17 protein-coding genes and 1 pseudogene are annotated in these 17,859 nt (G+C 34.2%); 10 read left to right on the forward strand and 8 right to left on the reverse strand.

Going from position 1 to position 17,859, the window contains the following annotated elements:
* Positions 1-92: 92 nt before the first annotated feature.
* From DT250_RS19175 to DT250_RS19185, 3 genes and pseudogenes are all read right to left on the reverse strand, one after another.
* Positions 93-521, reverse strand: a complete 429-nt coding sequence (locus DT250_RS19175) for a hypothetical protein (RefSeq protein ID WP_149213548.1) — start codon at positions 519-521, stop codon at positions 93-95.
* Between the two features lie 195 nt (positions 522-716).
* A pseudogene (locus tag DT250_RS19180) lies at positions 717-1,685 on the reverse strand (Gly-Xaa-Xaa repeat protein); the annotation flags it as partial.
* Positions 1,686-1,914: 229 nt separating this feature from the next.
* Positions 1,915-3,186 carry an ATP-binding protein gene (locus DT250_RS19185; protein WP_088062682.1) on the reverse strand — a complete coding sequence of 424 codons (1,272 nt, stop codon included), beginning with the start codon at positions 3,184-3,186 and terminating at the stop codon, positions 1,915-1,917.
* 160 nt (positions 3,187-3,346) lie between these two features.
* Here DT250_RS19185 and DT250_RS19190 point away from each other — a divergent pair, with 160 nt between their 5' ends.
* Positions 3,347-4,192, forward strand: coding sequence for a DUF72 domain-containing protein (locus tag DT250_RS19190; protein WP_000897337.1), 846 nt, complete (start codon positions 3,347-3,349; stop codon positions 4,190-4,192).
* A 298-nt stretch (positions 4,193-4,490) separates the two neighbouring features.
* Here DT250_RS19190 and DT250_RS19195 read toward each other — a convergent pair whose 3' ends face one another.
* The 4 genes from DT250_RS19195 to deoD all read right to left on the reverse strand — a co-directional run bounded on the left by DT250_RS19195 (position 4,491) and on the right by deoD (position 8,118).
* The gene (locus DT250_RS19195) at positions 4,491-4,685 is read right to left on the reverse strand and encodes a DUF3924 domain-containing protein (protein ID WP_001094861.1); all 195 of its coding nucleotides are present in this window, start codon (positions 4,683-4,685) and stop codon (positions 4,491-4,493) included.
* Between the two features lie 119 nt (positions 4,686-4,804).
* Positions 4,805-5,335 carry a tyrosine-type recombinase/integrase gene (locus DT250_RS19200; protein WP_000806231.1) on the reverse strand — a complete coding sequence of 177 codons (531 nt, stop codon included), beginning with the start codon at positions 5,333-5,335 and terminating at the stop codon, positions 4,805-4,807.
* Between the two features lie 107 nt (positions 5,336-5,442).
* The gene (locus DT250_RS19205; RefSeq protein ID WP_088608747.1) at positions 5,443-7,254 is read right to left on the reverse strand and encodes a sensor histidine kinase; all 1,812 of its coding nucleotides are present in this window, start codon (positions 7,252-7,254) and stop codon (positions 5,443-5,445) included.
* A 156-nt stretch (positions 7,255-7,410) separates the two neighbouring features.
* Positions 7,411-8,118 carry a purine-nucleoside phosphorylase gene (deoD, locus tag DT250_RS19210; protein ID WP_000110707.1) on the reverse strand — a complete coding sequence of 236 codons (708 nt, stop codon included), beginning with the start codon at positions 8,116-8,118 and terminating at the stop codon, positions 7,411-7,413.
* A 175-nt stretch (positions 8,119-8,293) separates the two neighbouring features.
* Between deoD and DT250_RS19215 the strand changes: the two genes are divergently transcribed.
* On the forward strand, positions 8,294-9,082 hold the full coding sequence (locus DT250_RS19215; protein ID WP_142293463.1) for a hypothetical protein: 789 nt from the start codon (positions 8,294-8,296) through the stop codon (positions 9,080-9,082).
* Between the two features lie 4 nt (positions 9,083-9,086).
* Here the strand turns inward: DT250_RS19215 and mprF are convergent, their stop codons facing one another.
* Positions 9,087-11,672, reverse strand: coding sequence for a bifunctional lysylphosphatidylglycerol flippase/synthetase MprF (gene mprF / locus DT250_RS19220; protein ID WP_149213549.1), 2,586 nt, complete (start codon positions 11,670-11,672; stop codon positions 9,087-9,089).
* Between the two features lie 186 nt (positions 11,673-11,858).
* Here mprF and DT250_RS19225 point away from each other — a divergent pair, with 186 nt between their 5' ends.
* From DT250_RS19225 to resA, 8 genes are all read left to right on the forward strand, one after another.
* On the forward strand, positions 11,859-12,248 hold the full coding sequence (locus DT250_RS19225; protein WP_000583791.1) for a hypothetical protein: 390 nt from the start codon (positions 11,859-11,861) through the stop codon (positions 12,246-12,248).
* Between the two features lie 22 nt (positions 12,249-12,270).
* Entirely contained in the window at positions 12,271-12,762 is a 492-nt protein-coding gene (locus tag DT250_RS19230; RefSeq protein ID WP_000067570.1) for a YpuI family protein, read from the forward strand.
* A 105-nt stretch (positions 12,763-12,867) separates the two neighbouring features.
* Positions 12,868-13,776, forward strand: coding sequence for a superoxide dismutase (locus tag DT250_RS19235; RefSeq protein WP_149213550.1), 909 nt, complete (start codon positions 12,868-12,870; stop codon positions 13,774-13,776).
* A gap of 111 nt (positions 13,777-13,887) precedes the next feature.
* Positions 13,888-15,012 (forward strand): D-alanyl-D-alanine carboxypeptidase DacB, encoded by a 1,125-nt coding sequence (gene dacB, locus DT250_RS19240; protein WP_001252621.1) that lies wholly within the window; start codon positions 13,888-13,890, stop codon positions 15,010-15,012.
* Positions 15,005-15,601: a spore maturation protein SpmA gene (gene spmA, locus DT250_RS19245; protein ID WP_149213551.1), complete on the forward strand. Its 597-nt coding sequence runs from the start codon at positions 15,005-15,007 to the stop codon at positions 15,599-15,601. The genes dacB and spmA overlap by 8 nt, the downstream gene beginning before the upstream one ends.
* Positions 15,598-16,128, forward strand: coding sequence for a spore maturation protein SpmB (spmB, locus tag DT250_RS19250; protein ID WP_000029511.1), 531 nt, complete (start codon positions 15,598-15,600; stop codon positions 16,126-16,128). The genes spmA and spmB overlap by 4 nt, the downstream gene beginning before the upstream one ends.
* 292 nt (positions 16,129-16,420) lie before the next feature.
* Positions 16,421-17,149, forward strand: coding sequence for a 23S rRNA pseudouridine(2605) synthase RluB (rluB, locus tag DT250_RS19255; protein WP_000440552.1), 729 nt, complete (start codon positions 16,421-16,423; stop codon positions 17,147-17,149).
* A gap of 94 nt (positions 17,150-17,243) precedes the next feature.
* The gene (gene resA, locus DT250_RS19260; protein ID WP_000742211.1) at positions 17,244-17,765 is read left to right on the forward strand and encodes a thiol-disulfide oxidoreductase ResA; all 522 of its coding nucleotides are present in this window, start codon (positions 17,244-17,246) and stop codon (positions 17,763-17,765) included.
* Positions 17,766-17,859 lie beyond the last annotated feature (94 nt).

Genomic DNA, 17,859 nt, shown 5'->3' on the forward strand with positions numbered 1-17,859 from the left:
TCGTATGAGAAATTAAGTGAACTTTTAATCGGTGGGAGGAGCTGTATCTATCCCTACGAGTTGTTAGCCCATATTAATTGGGATAAATAGTATTACTCGTTAAGTGTAACATTTGTACTGCCAAAGGATTGAGAATCGTATGTGATGATTATTTTTCCTTTACTAATAGGTTCGTAAGGTAATTCTTCTTCGTAATTACCATTATTTTCATTATGGATAGAAAGCGTGATTTCATCAATTTCTTTATTTGTATACTGAACTTTAATCGTTTCAGCAATTTGAAGTAACGCTTCGGAACTAGCAGCTTTCGTAATAAGCATTCCTTTTATAACTTTTTTTTCATTATTTGAGGCATTGGAATAAGGGATGTTGCTTTGTTTTGCATACAAAAGTTTGTATGGAACAGTTTTTCTCTCTGCTTTTGATATAGTGGAATATTTTAGAGTTAAAAAAAATCCTACACATAAAATAATGCATATCATAAGAGCAACCCAAATGCGTATTAGTGACATAACTCTCATTTTCATCCCTCTTTCATATCTTTGACTTCACTATTTATCATACAAAATGAGGATTAAGACAGAGTAAATTTGAGGTAAAGAAACGTAAAGAAGGAGCACTTATCCTCCCAAATAAGTGCTCCTTTCTATATAAAGAGAGATTTAATGCACGGTTAAACGATACATATTATTATAAATATACTTATTGATTGAAAATTAGTAAATTCGGAATACGGATAGTGTTGCAGTTGTATCGCCTGTGTTAGGAATAGAAATAGTGTTTGCTGTAGGCTGTACAGCAATCGTTGTACCAGCTTGTAAAGTAACGATTGTAGAGAAAGAAACAGCACTACCGATAACGTTAGTTGAGAAGTTACGATTAGGTGGTTGGCCATTGAATGAAATACCGAATCCGAATGGTGAAGATCCTGGGAAAGTTGTAGACGCTGAGAAACTAATATCATATACGCCTGTTTCTAAAATTGTTAAAGTATCTGAAGTATCGTTGAAAGAGATATTAGTTAATTCAAAAACTTGATTGAATTGGATGTTTGTTCCAGGGGATATAGTTTGTGGATTTGAGTTTCCGATAGCTGCGATAGTTACAGGAATTGGAGTACCCGCTGCTCCTGTTGCGCCAGTAGCACCTTGAGCACCAGTAGCACCTGTTGCGCCAGCTGGTCCTTGAGCACCAGCCGGTCCTTGAGGTCCAGTAGCCCCAGTAGCACCTGTTGCGCCTCCTCCAAGGCAACCTGACCCGTATTGAACTAGGATAGTTTGGATCTCTGTTATGAGTTTAACTAGTTTGTCGATAGTGCAGCAATCTACTTTGAATAACTTAGCGATATACAATAAATAATTAAGCAAGCTTTGTAGCTCAACGTACAATGCTCCGCATGAGAAAGGTTTTGTTTTTAAAATAGTTAATAGATTAGCGATAATAGAATTTCCAATTTGTTTTTGTGCTGGAGATAAATCTAAGCAATTGAGGAATTTTTGTAGGTTATTTAGGGCAGCAATCAAGTTATCGATATTATTTTGAGAAGGGTTTTGAAAGACAGCTTGAATAGCTTGGCCAAGAGCTTGAAGAAGTCTAACGAATTCTGTAAGTTCGGACTTAGAGATGTTAATATAACTACAAGCTCTGACTTCGCAACAATCATTACCATAAAATACTTTTCCTTTCTTTCATAGAATCAATAGTCGTTACTATATATTAAAATGAAATTTATACTAAATTCGTGATGGACAAACTACCATTTCTAAAAAAAATAAGAAATTGGCCCTCTTAGCAAAAATAAGTAAGATAAAGAGAAGGTTTATATAATGTAAAGACGAAAAATTCAGCATAAAAAACTGCATGCTAATTGTTGTAGATATTTAACAATTGGCATGCAGTTTGTGGAGGAGTACCTCATTTGTAGTCATTTAATCTTTCAAGGGTTGTTTTAGGTAAAATTGGAATTGAAATAGTGAAAGTTGTACCATCTTGATTACTGGTCATTTTTAATGTACCGTTATGATTTTGAATAATTTTCTTCGTTACTGACAAGCCCAGTCCTGTGCCCGAATCTTTTGTTGAGAAGAATGGATCAAAGATATACTCTTGAATGGCTGTTGGAATACCAATTCCATTATCAGTGAAAGTAATACGAACAAAATTATCTAGGCGATAACTAGTAATTTGGATAGAAAGTTTTTTTTCACCTTGAGCATCGACAGCATTCTGAAATAGGTTTAAAAAAACTTGTACAAGTTCATGACGATCAATATGGACTAATACATCATCTAATTCGGTAGAAAAATTATAATCAATTGAAATATTATGTAAAAAGACTTCACTAGCTAGTAACTGTTGAATATACTCACGTAAAAATGTATTAATAGGAAACGGTTCTCTTGTAAATTCGCGTGTTTTTGAAATAGCTAAAAATTTTGTAATAATACTATTTGCGCGGTCTAATTCAGGAATAAGTAAGTTTTCAAATAATTCTTTATTAGATGGAGAAACAGTTTCTTGTAAAAATTGTAAATAACCTCGTACGGTTGTAAGAGGATTACGTACTTCATGTGCAATCCCAGCTGCAATTCGCCCTGCTAAAGAAAATTTCTCTGCATCACGTTCTGTGTTTAAATAATGAAAGACACTAATAACTCTAAAAATCTCTCCGTTATAATCACGAATAATTCGGTTATTTAAAATGCCATAGTTTTTGTCTAAAACTTCTTCATTATATATTTCTGTTCCCGTTCTTAATGTTTCAAGAGCTTTAATTTTTTCTTCTGGCAATTGTAGTAATTGTTGAATTGGCTTTCCGATTATATCATTTCGTACTACACCAAAATCATCTGCTGCAGCTTGGTTACATAAAGTGATATTTCCTTTAGCATCAACAAAGGTTACATGATGTGAAAAAGCATCAAAAATATGAATGAAGTATGTTTCAAGTTGCTCAAATAAAAATAATGAATCGCAAGTAAGTTGAAAATCAGCCTCTTTATTCTCTTTTTTTATGTTTTGAATGGAATGAGTCGTTCTCGTTTTCTTTATTTGTAAACCAATATGTGGATTTTTGTATGTGAAATGATTTGGTAATTGATTCACAAGTTCTTCATAAAAACGTACTTTATTTTCTAATTCTTCTATTCGTTTTTCATGAGATACAATATCATCGTTTGGAAGCATAAATAAATAACCCCTCAATTTAAAAATTCTTCCATCTAGTATATCATATTTTTATACGGATACTCTTAAAGAAGGGGCTACTTAATAAAATTGATTAGCTGAAGTGTTCGGGAAGTGAGTAGAATGAATAGAAGGTGAAGTTAAAAAGGGAGGGATATATTTGCTTTTCATTGGAGTGACAGGGTGGGGAGATCATGATTCTTTATATATAGATCCCTATGAAAATAGAAATAAATTACGAACATATAGTGAGTATTTTCCTATAGTGGAAGTGGATAGTTCATTTTATGCGATGCAACCTGCACGAAACTATACAAAATGGGCAATGGAAACACCGAAAGATTTTGCTTTTATAGTAAAAGCATATCAAGGAATGACAGGACATATGAAAGGTGAAATCCCTTTTTCTACGTTTGATGAGATGTTTGATGTGTACAAACAATCTATTCTGCCTTTAATAGAAGCTGATAAATTAAAAATGATTTTATTTCAATATCCACCATGGTTTGATTGTAAAAAGAAAAATGTGGATTTTCTTCGATATACGAAAGAAAAAATGGAAGGTTTACCGTGTGCCATAGAATTTCGAAATCAAACATGGTTTTATCCCGAAATGAAAGATAAGACGATACAGTTTCTAGAACATGAGAAATGGATTCATACCATTTGTGATGAGCCGCAGGCCGGGATAGGTTCGGTACCGCTCGTATTAGAAGTAACGAATGCAGAGATGGTGTTAATACGTTTTCATGGTAGGAATGTTCATGGGTGGCTTGATAAAGGGGAAAATTGGAGAGCGGTTCGTTGCTTATATCGCTACAACAATAAAGAATTAGAAGAATGGGTAGAAAGACTAGAGCAATTAAAAAAGAAGACAAAGGACATATATGTACTATTTAACAATAATTCGGGCGGAGATGCAGCGGATAATGCGAAACAGCTTATGAAAATGATGAACATTACATATGGTGAGCCGAAGCCTGAGCAATTAAATTTGTTTGAATGATAATAAACAAGAAAGGCACTGTACAAACAGGGGGAATGTACAGTGCCTTTCTATATGAAAAAGAGGGGTAACAATGTTACTGAGCGTTTGGTTGATTCATCAATTGTTGGCTTCGTAATAAATGATAATGGTTATCATTATCATTGTCAATAGTTTTCCGAAAAATAAATAAAAAACTTTTTATGAGACATTACCGGGTAGGAAGATTCCTGATAAAAGGTTTGGCTGAAGCAAAGAAGTTTTTCGGGGGAGAATGCTAGTAAACTCCTAATAAAGTATCAAAAAAAAAGAACAGCAATTAATGCTGTTCTTTTCCAGTGACGAATTGTTGTAAATCAAAAGGAGTTATCGCTTGGATAAACTCTTTTGAGATAAGTGTTTGAACAAGAGTACTTTCAGAAATGGAAGCACCTGTTTTCTTTTCATAAGCTTGTTTTAATAAATCAAGTTTTTCAGCCGTTTCTTTCGGTAATTCAATTGTTAATGTGTTCATAATTTCTCCCCCTTACTATTAGAGTACCACTACAATATAGGAGAGACAAGAAAAGAGAATGTGAAACATAAAAAAGGTTACCATTTATAAATGGTAACTTTTTTTATGTATAAGAGTTATTAAGCAATACCGATATACTTTAAAGTTTTTGATGGAGTACTATGATCAAAGAAGTGTTGTAAAAATGCGATATCAACACCTGATTTGTATGCACAATATCCCCAAGTTTTTCGAAGTGTATGTGAGCTAATCCCTTCTAATCCAACTTCTTTTGCAGCTTTGTTTAAAATGTACCATGCATGTTGTCTCGTAATAGATTTCGTTCCTTTTTGAGACTTTAATAATGGTTCATTACGTTTCCAAGTTTTACGTTCTTTCATGTAGTCTTCGATCGCGTGCTGCAAGTCTTCATTTACAGCAAACCATTTATGTTTCTTTACTTTTTCATTGTAAAATAAAATGGAATGGCGAACATTTTCATGTTCATCGATTACATCACTAACTTTTAATTGTAAGATTTCACTTACTTTTAAGCCAGAATTTACAGCTAATACGAATAATAAGCCATCACGTTTCGAAGATTGTAAAAGTATATTTTTGATAGTTTCTAATTGTTTTTCATTTTGAATAGGTTGTCCTGCTTGTTTCATTTCACGCACTCTCCTCTTTTATGTGTGTAAAGGAAAGGATTAACTTGTTTCTTACTATAAAGGGAGAGTGTGAATTTCATGTGAACTCCTAGTGAAATTAAGACAAATTATTTGACTTCTTTTACTTTTTGTAAATTAAAGTAGAATACAACACTATTAGTCGTGTTATATACACCGTACTCGGCATGGTGGAGGTCTAAAATGTTTTTTACAATAGATAACCCGAGACCGGTACCTCCAGTATGACGGCTACGAGATGCATCTAAACGGTAGAAACGATCCCAAATTTTTTCAAGACTTTCTTCAGGGATAGGGTTTCCTGTATTTTCGATTTCGACTTTTACTATATCTTCCAGTTCTATAACGGAGACGTGTATTTTTTCTCCATCTGGCGTATAGCGAATTGCATTGCTAAGTAAGTTCACAACGACTTGCTCAATACGACTACGATTCGCTTTAACGAATATAGAAGAGTCTACATCTACGTTTACTTGTAAATGCTTTTCCTCCATGCTAAATAATAACTTTGTATAGACTTGTTGAATTAATTCACCGATTGAGAATGTCGTCATATCTAGTTTGTACGTACCAGATTCTAGTTTTGCTAATTCTAACATTTCAACAATAAGTCTGTTCATGTTTTCTGTTTCTTCTAAAATAACATCTGTGTAATACGTCGTATCTTTACTAACGCCATCTTTAATTCCTTCTGCGAAACTTCTAATTACACTAAGTGGTGTTTTTAATTCGTGTGATACACCAGAAATGAATTCTTTTCGCGTTTTCTCTAATTGACGTTCACGTTCAATATCTTGTTGTAATTTTGTATTGGCAACATTTAATCGATCGATTCGGTCTTTTAAGTTTACAGATAACGTATTAATACTACCGGAAAGCCCGCCAATTTCATCGTCTGCTGTCACAGGTAATTTTTCACTAAAATCAAAATTGGCCATTTTTTTTGTAACGCGATTCATTTTAATTAATGGTTTCACAATGATTTTTGAGTAGTAGAAGGATAATAAAATAATTACGAGAAATACGATGATTAAGGCATAGACATAATAATCCTTTAAAACGAGCATCGCTTCATTAACAGGTTGTAAAGATGCTATCGCAAAAGCGTATTCTGTAATTTTTCCATTTTCCACAATAGGTTTTACAAAGATACTATTTTTTATATTCTCTCCACCATCTATTATATAAGTGTTTAATTGGTGTGAATTAGCAGTGCCATTTCTAATAATCTCTGCAAAATATTGAACGGCTTGTAATGTTTCAAAATCATTTGCAAGACGAACATCTGCTTTGGATGGAAGCTGTAACTTAGATACGATACCAGTAAACTCAATTTGAGTCACAGTTTTGGATCGGCTTGTAAGTCTATTTTTAGCAGGGTTTCCATTAATGGATTGAAAATCTGAGTTGACATTTTCGTTTTGCCATCGATTATAGTTTGTTGTCAATTCTAGTGGTGTTATGGTGGAATCTTGTACAAAACCGACGACGTTTATCATCCCATCTTTTTTTAATCCTAAGTTTTCGAATTTATTATATTCTTCTGGCGTTAAAACATTATTGAGTGGAATGGAATATGCTTTATTATTTTTAGGATTAATTACATCAATGTAGAAATTATTGTCACTTTTAATAATGCCGTTCGTATTTAAAAACTGCATTTCAGCATTTGTTTTGTCATGAAATTCTTGTTTTAGTTTTCGAATTTCCTCATAAGTTTTACCACTTTCTTCGTAAGTATTTACGAACTTCTCAAAAGCAGTTTGAACTGTTTTTACTTTTTTATTAATGTAAAATTTCTCTAAAAATAGAGATTGTCCTAAGAAAAAAAGGAGGAATATGATTGTAAATAATGTTGATGTTAATAAAAATAGTTTAAAGACGATACTTCTGTTTTTCACTGCGTCACCTCTTGTGAGAAATACTGTAAATGATTTCTTAATTATAACAAACGTTACAAAAAAGTAGAGGAGAAAATCTGTCTCTTCTGAAAGTAGTTTTTAATAAAAAGTCACATAAAAAGAACTCGACAGACGTATGACGAGTTCTTTAATGTATTATTGTTGAATTGCTGCATCTAAAGCGATTTCAATCATTTCGTTAAATGTAGTTTGACGCTCTTCAGATGTTGTTTCTTCACCAGTGAAAATGTGATCGCTTACTGTTAATACAGATAACGCATTTACACCGTATTTCGCTGCTAATGTATAAAGAGCAGTTGTTTCCATTTCTACTGCTAGTACACCATAATCTCCAAGTTTTTTAACCATGTCCATGCTTTCGCGGTAAAATACATCTGCTGTTAAAACATTACCAACACGAACGTGTAAGCCTTTTTCAGTTCCAGCATCGTAAGCTTTCTTTAAAAGGTCAAAGTTTGCAGCTGGTGCAAAATCAAAACCTGGGAATGTTAAACGGTTCATATTAGAATCTGTACAAGCTGTCATTGCAATAATAACGTCACGTACTTTTACGTCTTTTTGAATCGCACCGCAAGTTCCAACGCGAATTAAATTTTTAACTCCGTAGCTTTGGATTAATTCGTTTACATAAATAGAAATAGAAGGTACACCCATACCTGTACCTTGAACAGATACGCGTTTTCCTTTATAAGTTCCAGTGAAACCTAACATACCACGCACGTTATTATAGCAAGTAACGTCCTCTAGAAATGTTTCAGCAATATATTTTGCACGTAATGGATCACCAGGTAATAGAATAGATTCAGCAATTTCGCCTTGTTTTGCTTCAATATGTACACTCATGAAAAGTCCTCCTTATAATGTATTGATAGAAATCAATATCATTTGCATTATACACTATCAATCCTTTCAATTAAAATCTTTTAATTATTTGTAATATGTGCAAAGCAGGAGGATTTCATAAATCATAATCTAGAATATATATGTAAGAAGTTTTGTATAAACAGAGACAATAAAAATGGTAGGTGATATTTTGAAAAATCTTGTCATTGGACTTGTTGCTTTACTATTTATTGTAGTAGGCGGATTTTACATAAAAAAGTATCAGGAAACTACAGAGACTGTAGGTGATGTTCAGGAAGTAAAATGGGATGTGTCAAATGGAAAAGGAAATGAGAAAGTAAATATTTTGTTTCAATTACTAAATAATAAAAATAACGAAGTTCGTGGTGTGAATGATCAAATTCGGGCAGTTATTGTAGACGGACAATTAAAACATGTACAACAAATGAAACCTACATTTGCAGGGAATGGATCATATAAGGTATCTTCCAAAATAGCGAAAGATGAAAGGTATACAATATTTTTATATGAAGACAAAAACAAGTCTGTGAAATCATTTGCGAAGAATGATTTTGGGAGAGAAATAGAGGAGAAAAATAAGAAAAAAGTAAAATTTCCAATTGATAGTGTGCTTACAAAAAAAATAGGGGAGTATGAAGTTTCTCTATTATTTGGTGCATTGCATCCGAATGAACCAGCGACGTTAACATTTCAATTCCAAGCGAAAAAGGGTGAGAAATTGAAATTACATTCAGAGAGAGGAGAAGTGGAAGCGCTCTATATCGTGGACGAAACGAGAGAAAACTTTTTATACGCAATACCTGTTGATACAGATGAGCAATTACAATACCGTATTACATTTCCTATAGAAGGAACGTATAAAATATGGGGAGATTTCTATATAAATGGTAAGAAATATGAAAAAGAATTTATTGTACAAGTTCAAAAAAGAAAAAACAGCTAAATGTTTAGCTGTTTTTTCTTTTTCCTATTAATTTTGTTACAGAGAGCATTGTAATTGGTAAAGAATGATTCTTTCTAAATGCTAAATATTTACCGCTCCATGCTGGTTTATATTTTTCTTTAAAATGACGTAGCCCGCTGAAGCTATACGTATAACGAACATTATTAAAGATGGCAGCAGCAACTCGTTCGGACCAAAAAGATTGTGTCGATAAACCTACATTTGAAAGTGGTGCCATACCAATATTAAAGGAGTGGTATTCATTTTCTTTTGCCCACTGGAATAGGTGGATGAAAATTGCATCCATAATGCCGCTAGGTGCATCTGGATAATAGCGCATTAAATCAACAGACAATGATCCGTCTTGATATACGGGCATAAAGGTTGTAAATGCAATGATTTTTCCATCAGCATCACATAATGTAGCGATAGGTGCTCGGCTAATATATTCACGATCAAAGTATCCGAGTGAAAAACCTTTCTCTTTTTTTCCGCCGAGCCACGCATCTGAAACTTTTCTTAACTCTTCAAATAATTCGTTTGAGAATGGTGGCTGATGAATAGAGAATGTATAGCCTTCTCGTTCGAAACGGTTGAAAGTCGCTCGCATACCGGCTCGTTTTTTTCCTGTTATTGTAAATGTGTTCAAATCAACGACAGCTTCTTCACCAAGTTTAAAGAAGTTGTAACCAAAATCATGATATAAACTCATCCATTTACTTTCTATTTGGTAGAATACACAAATGTATCCAAATCGATCAGCCTCAGCTAAAAACTCTTGTAACACAGTACGGTAGGAGGAAGGATCCCCAATTGGATCACCTAGCACAACGAGACGTTTTCCAGTTATAGAGAAGAGAAGGAGCGCTTTCCCATCACTACTGAAGAAAAATTGTTTATCTCCTAAAAATCCTAAATGACTAAGTACATTACCAGCATGTTCATCTAAAAAGTTTTGCAACCTTTTATCATTAGCTGGTTGCCCGGGAAATTCATTTCGATAACGATTGGCAAGGAGTGAGCCAATCAGTAAAAATGTAGGAACGAAAAAGGCAGCTGCTAATGCACTTCGTTTCACTTGTGTAATATTACGAACGACAAAATCAGGTTTAAAAGCTTCTTTTGCACCTGCAAATAAAATACCTAAGTTTTTATATAAATATAAAGTTATGAGTAAGAATATAAAAACTTTTACCATATCAGAAAGTGAGACTTCCATTTTCTCGCGTACAAATCTTTTACGAAGCATATATAATACAGCGAGTACGATTAATAAAATAAACGTCTCTTCAATATCAATCCCTTTTAGCGTATTAAAGATGGCTGCTCCGATTAAAGAAATAATCGTCATATAGTAAGAACGCTTTGTTCCATAATATATCCCTCGCGAAAGGATCAGGAGGAGAATACCAAATGTTAGTGATAAGCTAAAAGAAAATTGAATAAGATGTTTTGGAGCTAGAATATGTAAGGCGTGTGCCCTGTTTATACTTGTCGGTAGAATGGTCGATAAAATAACCATTAATCCAGCAAATACTGTTAAAGCAGCAGAGGCCCATGAACCTAGTTTTCCTAGAAAATCACGCTGCAAAGTCCATATAACACCAGTTGTTTCTAATGCAGGCGCAATAAAAGGTTTATCTTCAAACTTTTTAATGGCCACGCCTGTCATTTCAAAAGCTGCAAAAATAAGACCAAGGCAGAAAGGTAAAATGTAATAGACGAGGCGATATAATAACATAGCAGGTAGTAATACGCCTGTATCAATGCCGTATTGTCCGAGCCCAGTTAAAAAGACAAGATCAAATGAACCAAGTCCACCAGGAACAAGACTAACAACACCAGCTAAAGCAGCAATTACATACACACCTAAAAACTTTTGAAATTCGATATCGATACCAAATAATATTAGTATGACGTACATAACAATACCGGCAGATACCCACTCAACTAATGAAACTAATGAGTATAAAACAGTTGGATTTTTTTCTTCTTCCCCGTCTTCTTGCCCTTCGGTTTGCTTTGGTTTTCTATTTTTTAGTTTAGAAAAGCCAATGTATATAGGGACGAAAAGGGCGAAGAAAATAAGAACAGGCCATAGCCACGGTTTTTCATGCAAAATAAAACTTGTGTCTAATATTCCAATAAGACCGAGGAAAGAAAGAATTGCGAGTCCGTTAATAAAAGCAGTTGTCATCCAGGCGATACTTTTAATAAGTTTGCCATTTTCTTTTATGTATGGACGATAAAGCATTGTGCGTACACCAGCTCCAACGAGACCACCAAACCCAATAAATCCATTTAAAGTATTAGCAATCCATGAGATACGAAAAATCTTTTGGACTGGTATATCAGCTTTTAAATAACGAAGCATAACATAGTCATAAAAGAACATTGTTGATACGGCAAATGCACCAAGTGTAATTGCTAAAAAGACTCCTCCGGTTGGAATGTTTTTAATTGTATTGATTGCTTCTAAAAAAGAAATGCCTGCTAATTCTTTTTTTGCTTGAAAGAATACAATTGTTAATACAACAAATGGGAAGATAATTTTCCCGATTTGTAAGAAACGTTTCCATGAAAACGACATAAATACAACTCTCCTTGTATAAGAAAACTGAGACAATAATATTATTATGACAAACTTCAAGAAAAATAAAAAGGTAAATTCCTGTATAGGGAAGCTATTTTTTATATGGGTTATATTTAAAAGAGTATTTCGTTTGTCAGAAAATTAAGTTAAAATGAATTGGAAGAAGGAAGAGAGGGGAAGTAGATGATTATAATAGGTTATGCGGGATATGAGTTAGAGAAAGCGAAACCTAATACATCAGAAGATTTCTTTAATAGATCTGAAGTGACATATATATTAAATAATAAAGAGAGAACTTTTTCCGTTTTATACGTTCGATATTTTGAAGAAGTTTTACAAGAAATTACTCCTTTTGAAGGAAATCCAGTATGTAAAGTAGAAGAACAAGACATATATTTACGGGATATTGTAGCGATATGTTGTTTACTGAAAGAGAATGAGCATCGCATGCAAAAACGTTTATATTTAAATAATATAGAAGCATTCCAACAATATTTTGATGAGGAAACAGTGGTGAAAGTACAAGAAATATTAGCTGAATTACATAAAAATAAAAGAGTAGAAATAGCGTGAAATGGCAAAGGAGAGGGAAAAAATGTCTAATCTAATGGTTGAAAATCAAACAGAACAAGTTTCTATGTTTTTAGAAGATGTTATTACTTTGATAACCAATTATGTAAATTATCATACGTTGCCTTCTTTATTAGAAGAAAAACCAGCAGGGAACGAGCAATATTATAAAGGGTTATTAGCATCAATAAGACGTCTTCTCGTTTTTTGTGAAGAAGGACATGATGCATGTTTTGTTTTGTTAAATAGCCAGCCATTTCGAAAAACAGCAGCTGAGAAAATTTTATATAAAATTTATCATCAAGTAATTGCAGAGTTTTTCTCACCAAAGAGTGATCATTGGTATGAAAATAGTCGGTCTGCCTATACAGGGAAAAACTCCATCGTTTTTCAACAAACGCCACCAGCATCTATAGAGCAAGTGATGAAGAGTTTAGAAGGAAAATTTCAATTGATGCGTGAAGAACTAGAATATTATGAGACGGATTACCAAACAAAGATGTTACACAAATATTAATTGCGAAAAAGAAGCTAAGGGGACTTAGCTTCTTTTCCTTTTGTAAAGTTATATAAGGGATTTCCTTTGAATATATTTATGGGGATAGCATTAAGGAGGTGTAACATGAGTCAGCAAGGTGTATTTACAGATTACTTTCATGAAGTAGAAAGCTGGTGTGAAAGTGTTCTTCACGTATTAGATAGCCGTGCAATGGAAGTGTATGATGTCCATATGCTTGCTTATAAAATTCAAACGTTATTAGATCGTATGAAAGAGCATGAGTATGATGCAGAGTTTATGTATGAAATAAGTGATGATGTAGAACATATTCAGCATCATTTGCAGGAAGTATTCGTGCAAGGAGAAGAGGAATATGAACTATATGAAAGAGGGGATAGTGAACGAGCTGTTCCGATTGGAGGGCATACACTTCCACCATTACCTTATCCGTATAATGCGTTAGAACCGTATATTTCTAGAGAAATTATGATGTTACACCATGATAAACATCATCGCAGTTACGTGGAAGGGTTAAATAAGGCAGAGAAAATGATGGAAGAAGCGAGAAAAACAAATCAATTTGATTTAATTAAGCATTGGGAAAGAGAAGCGGCTTTTCATGGATCAGGTCATTACTTACACACGATATTTTGGAATAACATGAAAAAAGATGGTGGCGGAAGTCCAAGAGGGGCTCTTTCACAACAGATTGAACAAGATTTTGGGAGTTTTTTACGTTTTCAAAAACATTTCACAGAAGCAGCTTCTAAAGTGGAAGGATCAGGCTGGGCGCTTCTCGTTTGGGTACCACGATCTGGAAGATTAGAAATTTTGCAGAGTACACTTCATCAATTATTTACACAATGGGATACGATACCGCTCCTCGTGCTAGACGTGTGGGAACATGCGTATTATTTACAATACCAAAATCGAAAAGATGAATATATTAAAAACTGGTGGAATGTTGTAAATTGGCCTGATGTAGAAAAAAGATTTGAAAGTGCGAAACAAATTGAATGGACACCGTATTAGACGCAGGTTCTCTGCGTCTTTTTTATTAGAAGGAGAAAGAGATTTCGTTCATATTTTAAAAGGCCAAGCATACACTTGTACAAAAAGTGCCAAAAGGACGTGGGGGGAAATATGAGACGAATTTGTGTAATAATCACGCTTCTTATTATGTACGCAAGCGTTATACCAATTCCTACATATGCAAAGATGAACAGTAATGTCAGTGCTCGAAATGCTGTATTAATGGAGCAACAGTCCGGTCGTGTATTATACGGAAAAGCAGAGCATGAGCCACAAAAAATTGCTAGTATAACAAAAATTATGACAGCCTTGTTAGCTGCTGAATCAGGAAAAATGAAAGAAATGGTATCGGTTAGTAATGAAGCGGTGAGAGTAGAAGGATCAGCAATTTATTTAAAGCCTGGACAGAAAGTGAAGTTAGAGGATTTAGTATACGGACTCATGCTTAGATCTGGTAATGATGCAGCACAAGTAATTGCTGAAAATGTAGGAGGAAGTATAGAAGGGTTCGTATATTTAATGAATGAAAAGGCGAAACAAATTGGAATGAAAGATACTCACTTTTCAAACCCACATGGTTTGGATGGAGATGGATCCCATTATTCATCAGCCTATGATATGGCACTTTTAACAAAGTATGCAATGGGGAACGAAACCTTTAAGAAGATTTTTGGGACAAAAACGTATAAATCAGATTCGTGGGATTATCCGTGGAAAAACAAACATAAACTCGTGACATCTTATTATGAATTTGCGACAGGAGGAAAAACAGGTTTTACGAAGAAAGCAGGACGGACACTTGTTACAACAGCATCAAAAGATGGACTAGATCTAATTGTCGTAACTTTGAGCGCTTCTAGTGATTGGGATGATCATATGAATTTATTTGATAAAGGTTTTGAACGTTTCAAGCAAACGAACGTTGTAGGACAAGGAGCTCTTGCTGAAATAACTGAAAAGAAATATGCCAATCATGTATATACAAAAAATAGTTTTGCAGTGCCATTAACTGAGCAGGAAAGAAAGAATGTCGTATTAAAAGTTGAACTTGATAAAAGTGCAAAACTTAAAGATGGAGTAAAGGTTGGGAAGACGGAAATTTATGTTGGCAATGAGAAAGTTGGAGAACGGAATTTATTTTATAGTAAACGAAAGTTAGTAGCTACAACGGGAATGTATTGGAATAATGTGAAAGAAATTTTTTCTCATATGATAGGTGTTGGGAGCGATGGTTAATCTCGTATGGGTAGCGATGGCAGTCATAGGGATTGTATATGCCATGATAAATGGAACGATGGGAGCAATAAATAAAGCCGTATTTGACGGAGCAAAAGATGCAGTAACAATTTGTATAGGACTTATTAGTGTATTAGTATTTTGGCTCGGTTTAATGAAAATTGCAGAGGAAGCAGGGTTGTTAAAAAAGTTAGTGTCACTTTTTATGCCGATAGTAAAAAGGTTGTTTCCAGAAATACCGAAAGATCATCCGTCAATGGGATTTATTTTATCGAATATGATGGCGAACTTTTTTGGGTTAGGTAATGCAGCAACTCCTCTTGGTATTAAAGCGATGGAACAATTGAAAGAGTTAAATGGAGGGAAGGATTCGGCGAGCCGTTCTATGGTGACGTTTCTCGCATTAAATACATCAGCGATTACTTTAATTCCTACTACTGTCATTTCGATTCGAATGACGTATGAATCAGCGAATCCTACTGAAATTGTTGGGGTAACATTCATTGCACAAGTACTCTCTATGATCGGAGCGATTTGGATTGACCGCTATTTTTACCGAAGAAGGAGTAGGAAGGGGCGGAAAAAATGAGTATTGTCAATACGATATCATTATGGGTAATCCCTTGTGTAATCGGTTTTATCCTTTTATATGGCACGATAAAGAAAGTGCCGACGTATGAATCGTTCGTTGAGGGGGGAAAAGAAGGGATTCAAATTGCGATCTCTATTTTACCGTTTATGGTTGGAATGCTTGTATCTATTTCGATTTTTCGGGCGTCTGGAGCGTTAGATGCAATGATATCAGTAATGAAGCCGATGTTAGATTTAATTCATGTCCCAGCAGAAATTGTTCCACTAGCACTTATACGCCCTATTTCAGGCTCTGCTGGTTTAAGTATTACGACCGATTTAATTGCCACATATGGGCCAGACTCGTTTATTGGAAGATTGGCTTCTACGATGCAAGGGAGTACAGATACGACTTTTTATATTTTAACAGTATACTTCGGAGCTGTTGGAATTAGAAAAATGGGAGATGCATTAAAAGTAGGACTTTTTGCCGATTTAATCGGGATTATTTGTTCAATTGTGTTTGTTTCTTTAATGTTTAAGTAAGGCGGCTATTCATTTTTTATGCTATTTCGCTTATAATACGTATACGACCACTATTAAGGTGTTGCTTAATAGTGGTTTTTTTATGTGGTATTTTTGACAAAATGATGAACTTTTATTGTGAGCAATATGAAGAATATGGACAATAATAAAAGGTAAAAACATGATTTGCCCTTTATATGTTTATTATCATCGCTATGTTGTTTAAGTAAGATGAAGCGAATGGCCGTCAAGCGTATGCGGTTGCCAAGTCTTTCTAATGTAAGGTAAGATAAATTCGAGGTGAAAAAAAGAAATGGAACGATTACAAAAAGTGATTGCGCAAGCAGGTATTGCATCGAGAAGAAAGGCTGAGGAATTAATTCAGCAAGGAAAAGTAAAAGTGAATGGAAAAATAGTGAAGGAGTTAGGAACGAAAGTAACTCCTCAAGATAAAGTAGAAGTAAATAACATCCCTCTTGAAAAAGAAGAACCTGTTTATTTTTTACTATATAAACCAACTGGCGTAATTTCAAGTGTATCAGATGATAAAGGAAGAAGTGTTGTAACAGACTTTTTCCCTGAAATTAGACAACGTTTATTCCCAATCGGACGCTTAGATTATGATACGTCTGGCGTATTATTGATGACAAATGATGGGGAATTTGCAAATGTATTAATGCATCCGAGATATAAAGTTGAAAAAACGTATGTTGCAAAAATTAAAGGGCCATTAACAGGTGAGAAAATTCGCATGTTAGAACGAGGTGTTGCATTAGAAGATGGGAAAACAGCACCAGCACAAGTGAAAATTATTTCTTGGGACAAGCGTAAAGAGACTGCGATTGTACAATTAACGATTCATGAAGGACGTAATCGTCAAGTACGCCGCATGTTTGAAGCGTTAGATTGTAAAGTAGTGAAACTAAAGCGTGAACGCTACGCCTTTTTAGAAGTGGGTAGCTTGCGACCTGGTGATGCGAGAGAATTGTCACCACATGAGGTGAAACAATTACGTGCATTGGCTTCTACAAAGCCGCGCTAATCGATAGTGTGAAACTTTCACCAGTGGAATGCTCCGCTGGTGATTTATTAAAAAATACATATATTTATCACTCGTCGAAGAGAGGGGAGACAATATGAAAAAAAATCGCTTATTATTTCGCGTTATGATTCTACTCATTTTATGCGGTGCTGTAGGATTTACACTTTATCAAGGATATTTCACTAAAGAAGAGAAAATGCAAATCGGAAAAGAAGCACCTAATTTTGTTGTAACAGATTTAGAAGGAAAGAAAATTGAATTAAAAGATTTAAAGGGAAAAGGTGTATTTTTAAACTTTTGGGGCACTTGGTGTAAACCGTGTGAAAAAGAAATGCCTTATATGAACGAATTATATCCAAAGTATAAAGAAAAAGGCGTTGAAATTATTGCGTTAGATGCAGATGAAACGGATATTGCTGTTAAGAATTTTGTGAAACAATACGATCTTAAGTTCCCAGTCGCAATTGATAAAGGTGGAGAAATTATAAAAACGTATGGAGTAATACCGTTACCAACAAGCTTCTTGATTGATAAGGATGGTAAGGTGATTCAAGAGATTAAAGGTGAACAAACGATAGAACAATTGGAAGAGTATTTAAAGAAAATTACTCCGTAATAAAGAAAGCCTTTACATACGAGGCGCTTACCTATAGCGTCTTTGATTTAAAAATTCTGAGTATTGCGGTAACTTGAGGGTAGAATATACAATA

The sequence above is a fragment of the Bacillus sp. AR2-1 genome, from assembly GCF_008368755.1.
In the GTDB taxonomy this organism is placed as follows: Bacteria; Bacillota; Bacilli; order Bacillales; family Bacillaceae_G; genus Bacillus_A; species Bacillus_A wiedmannii.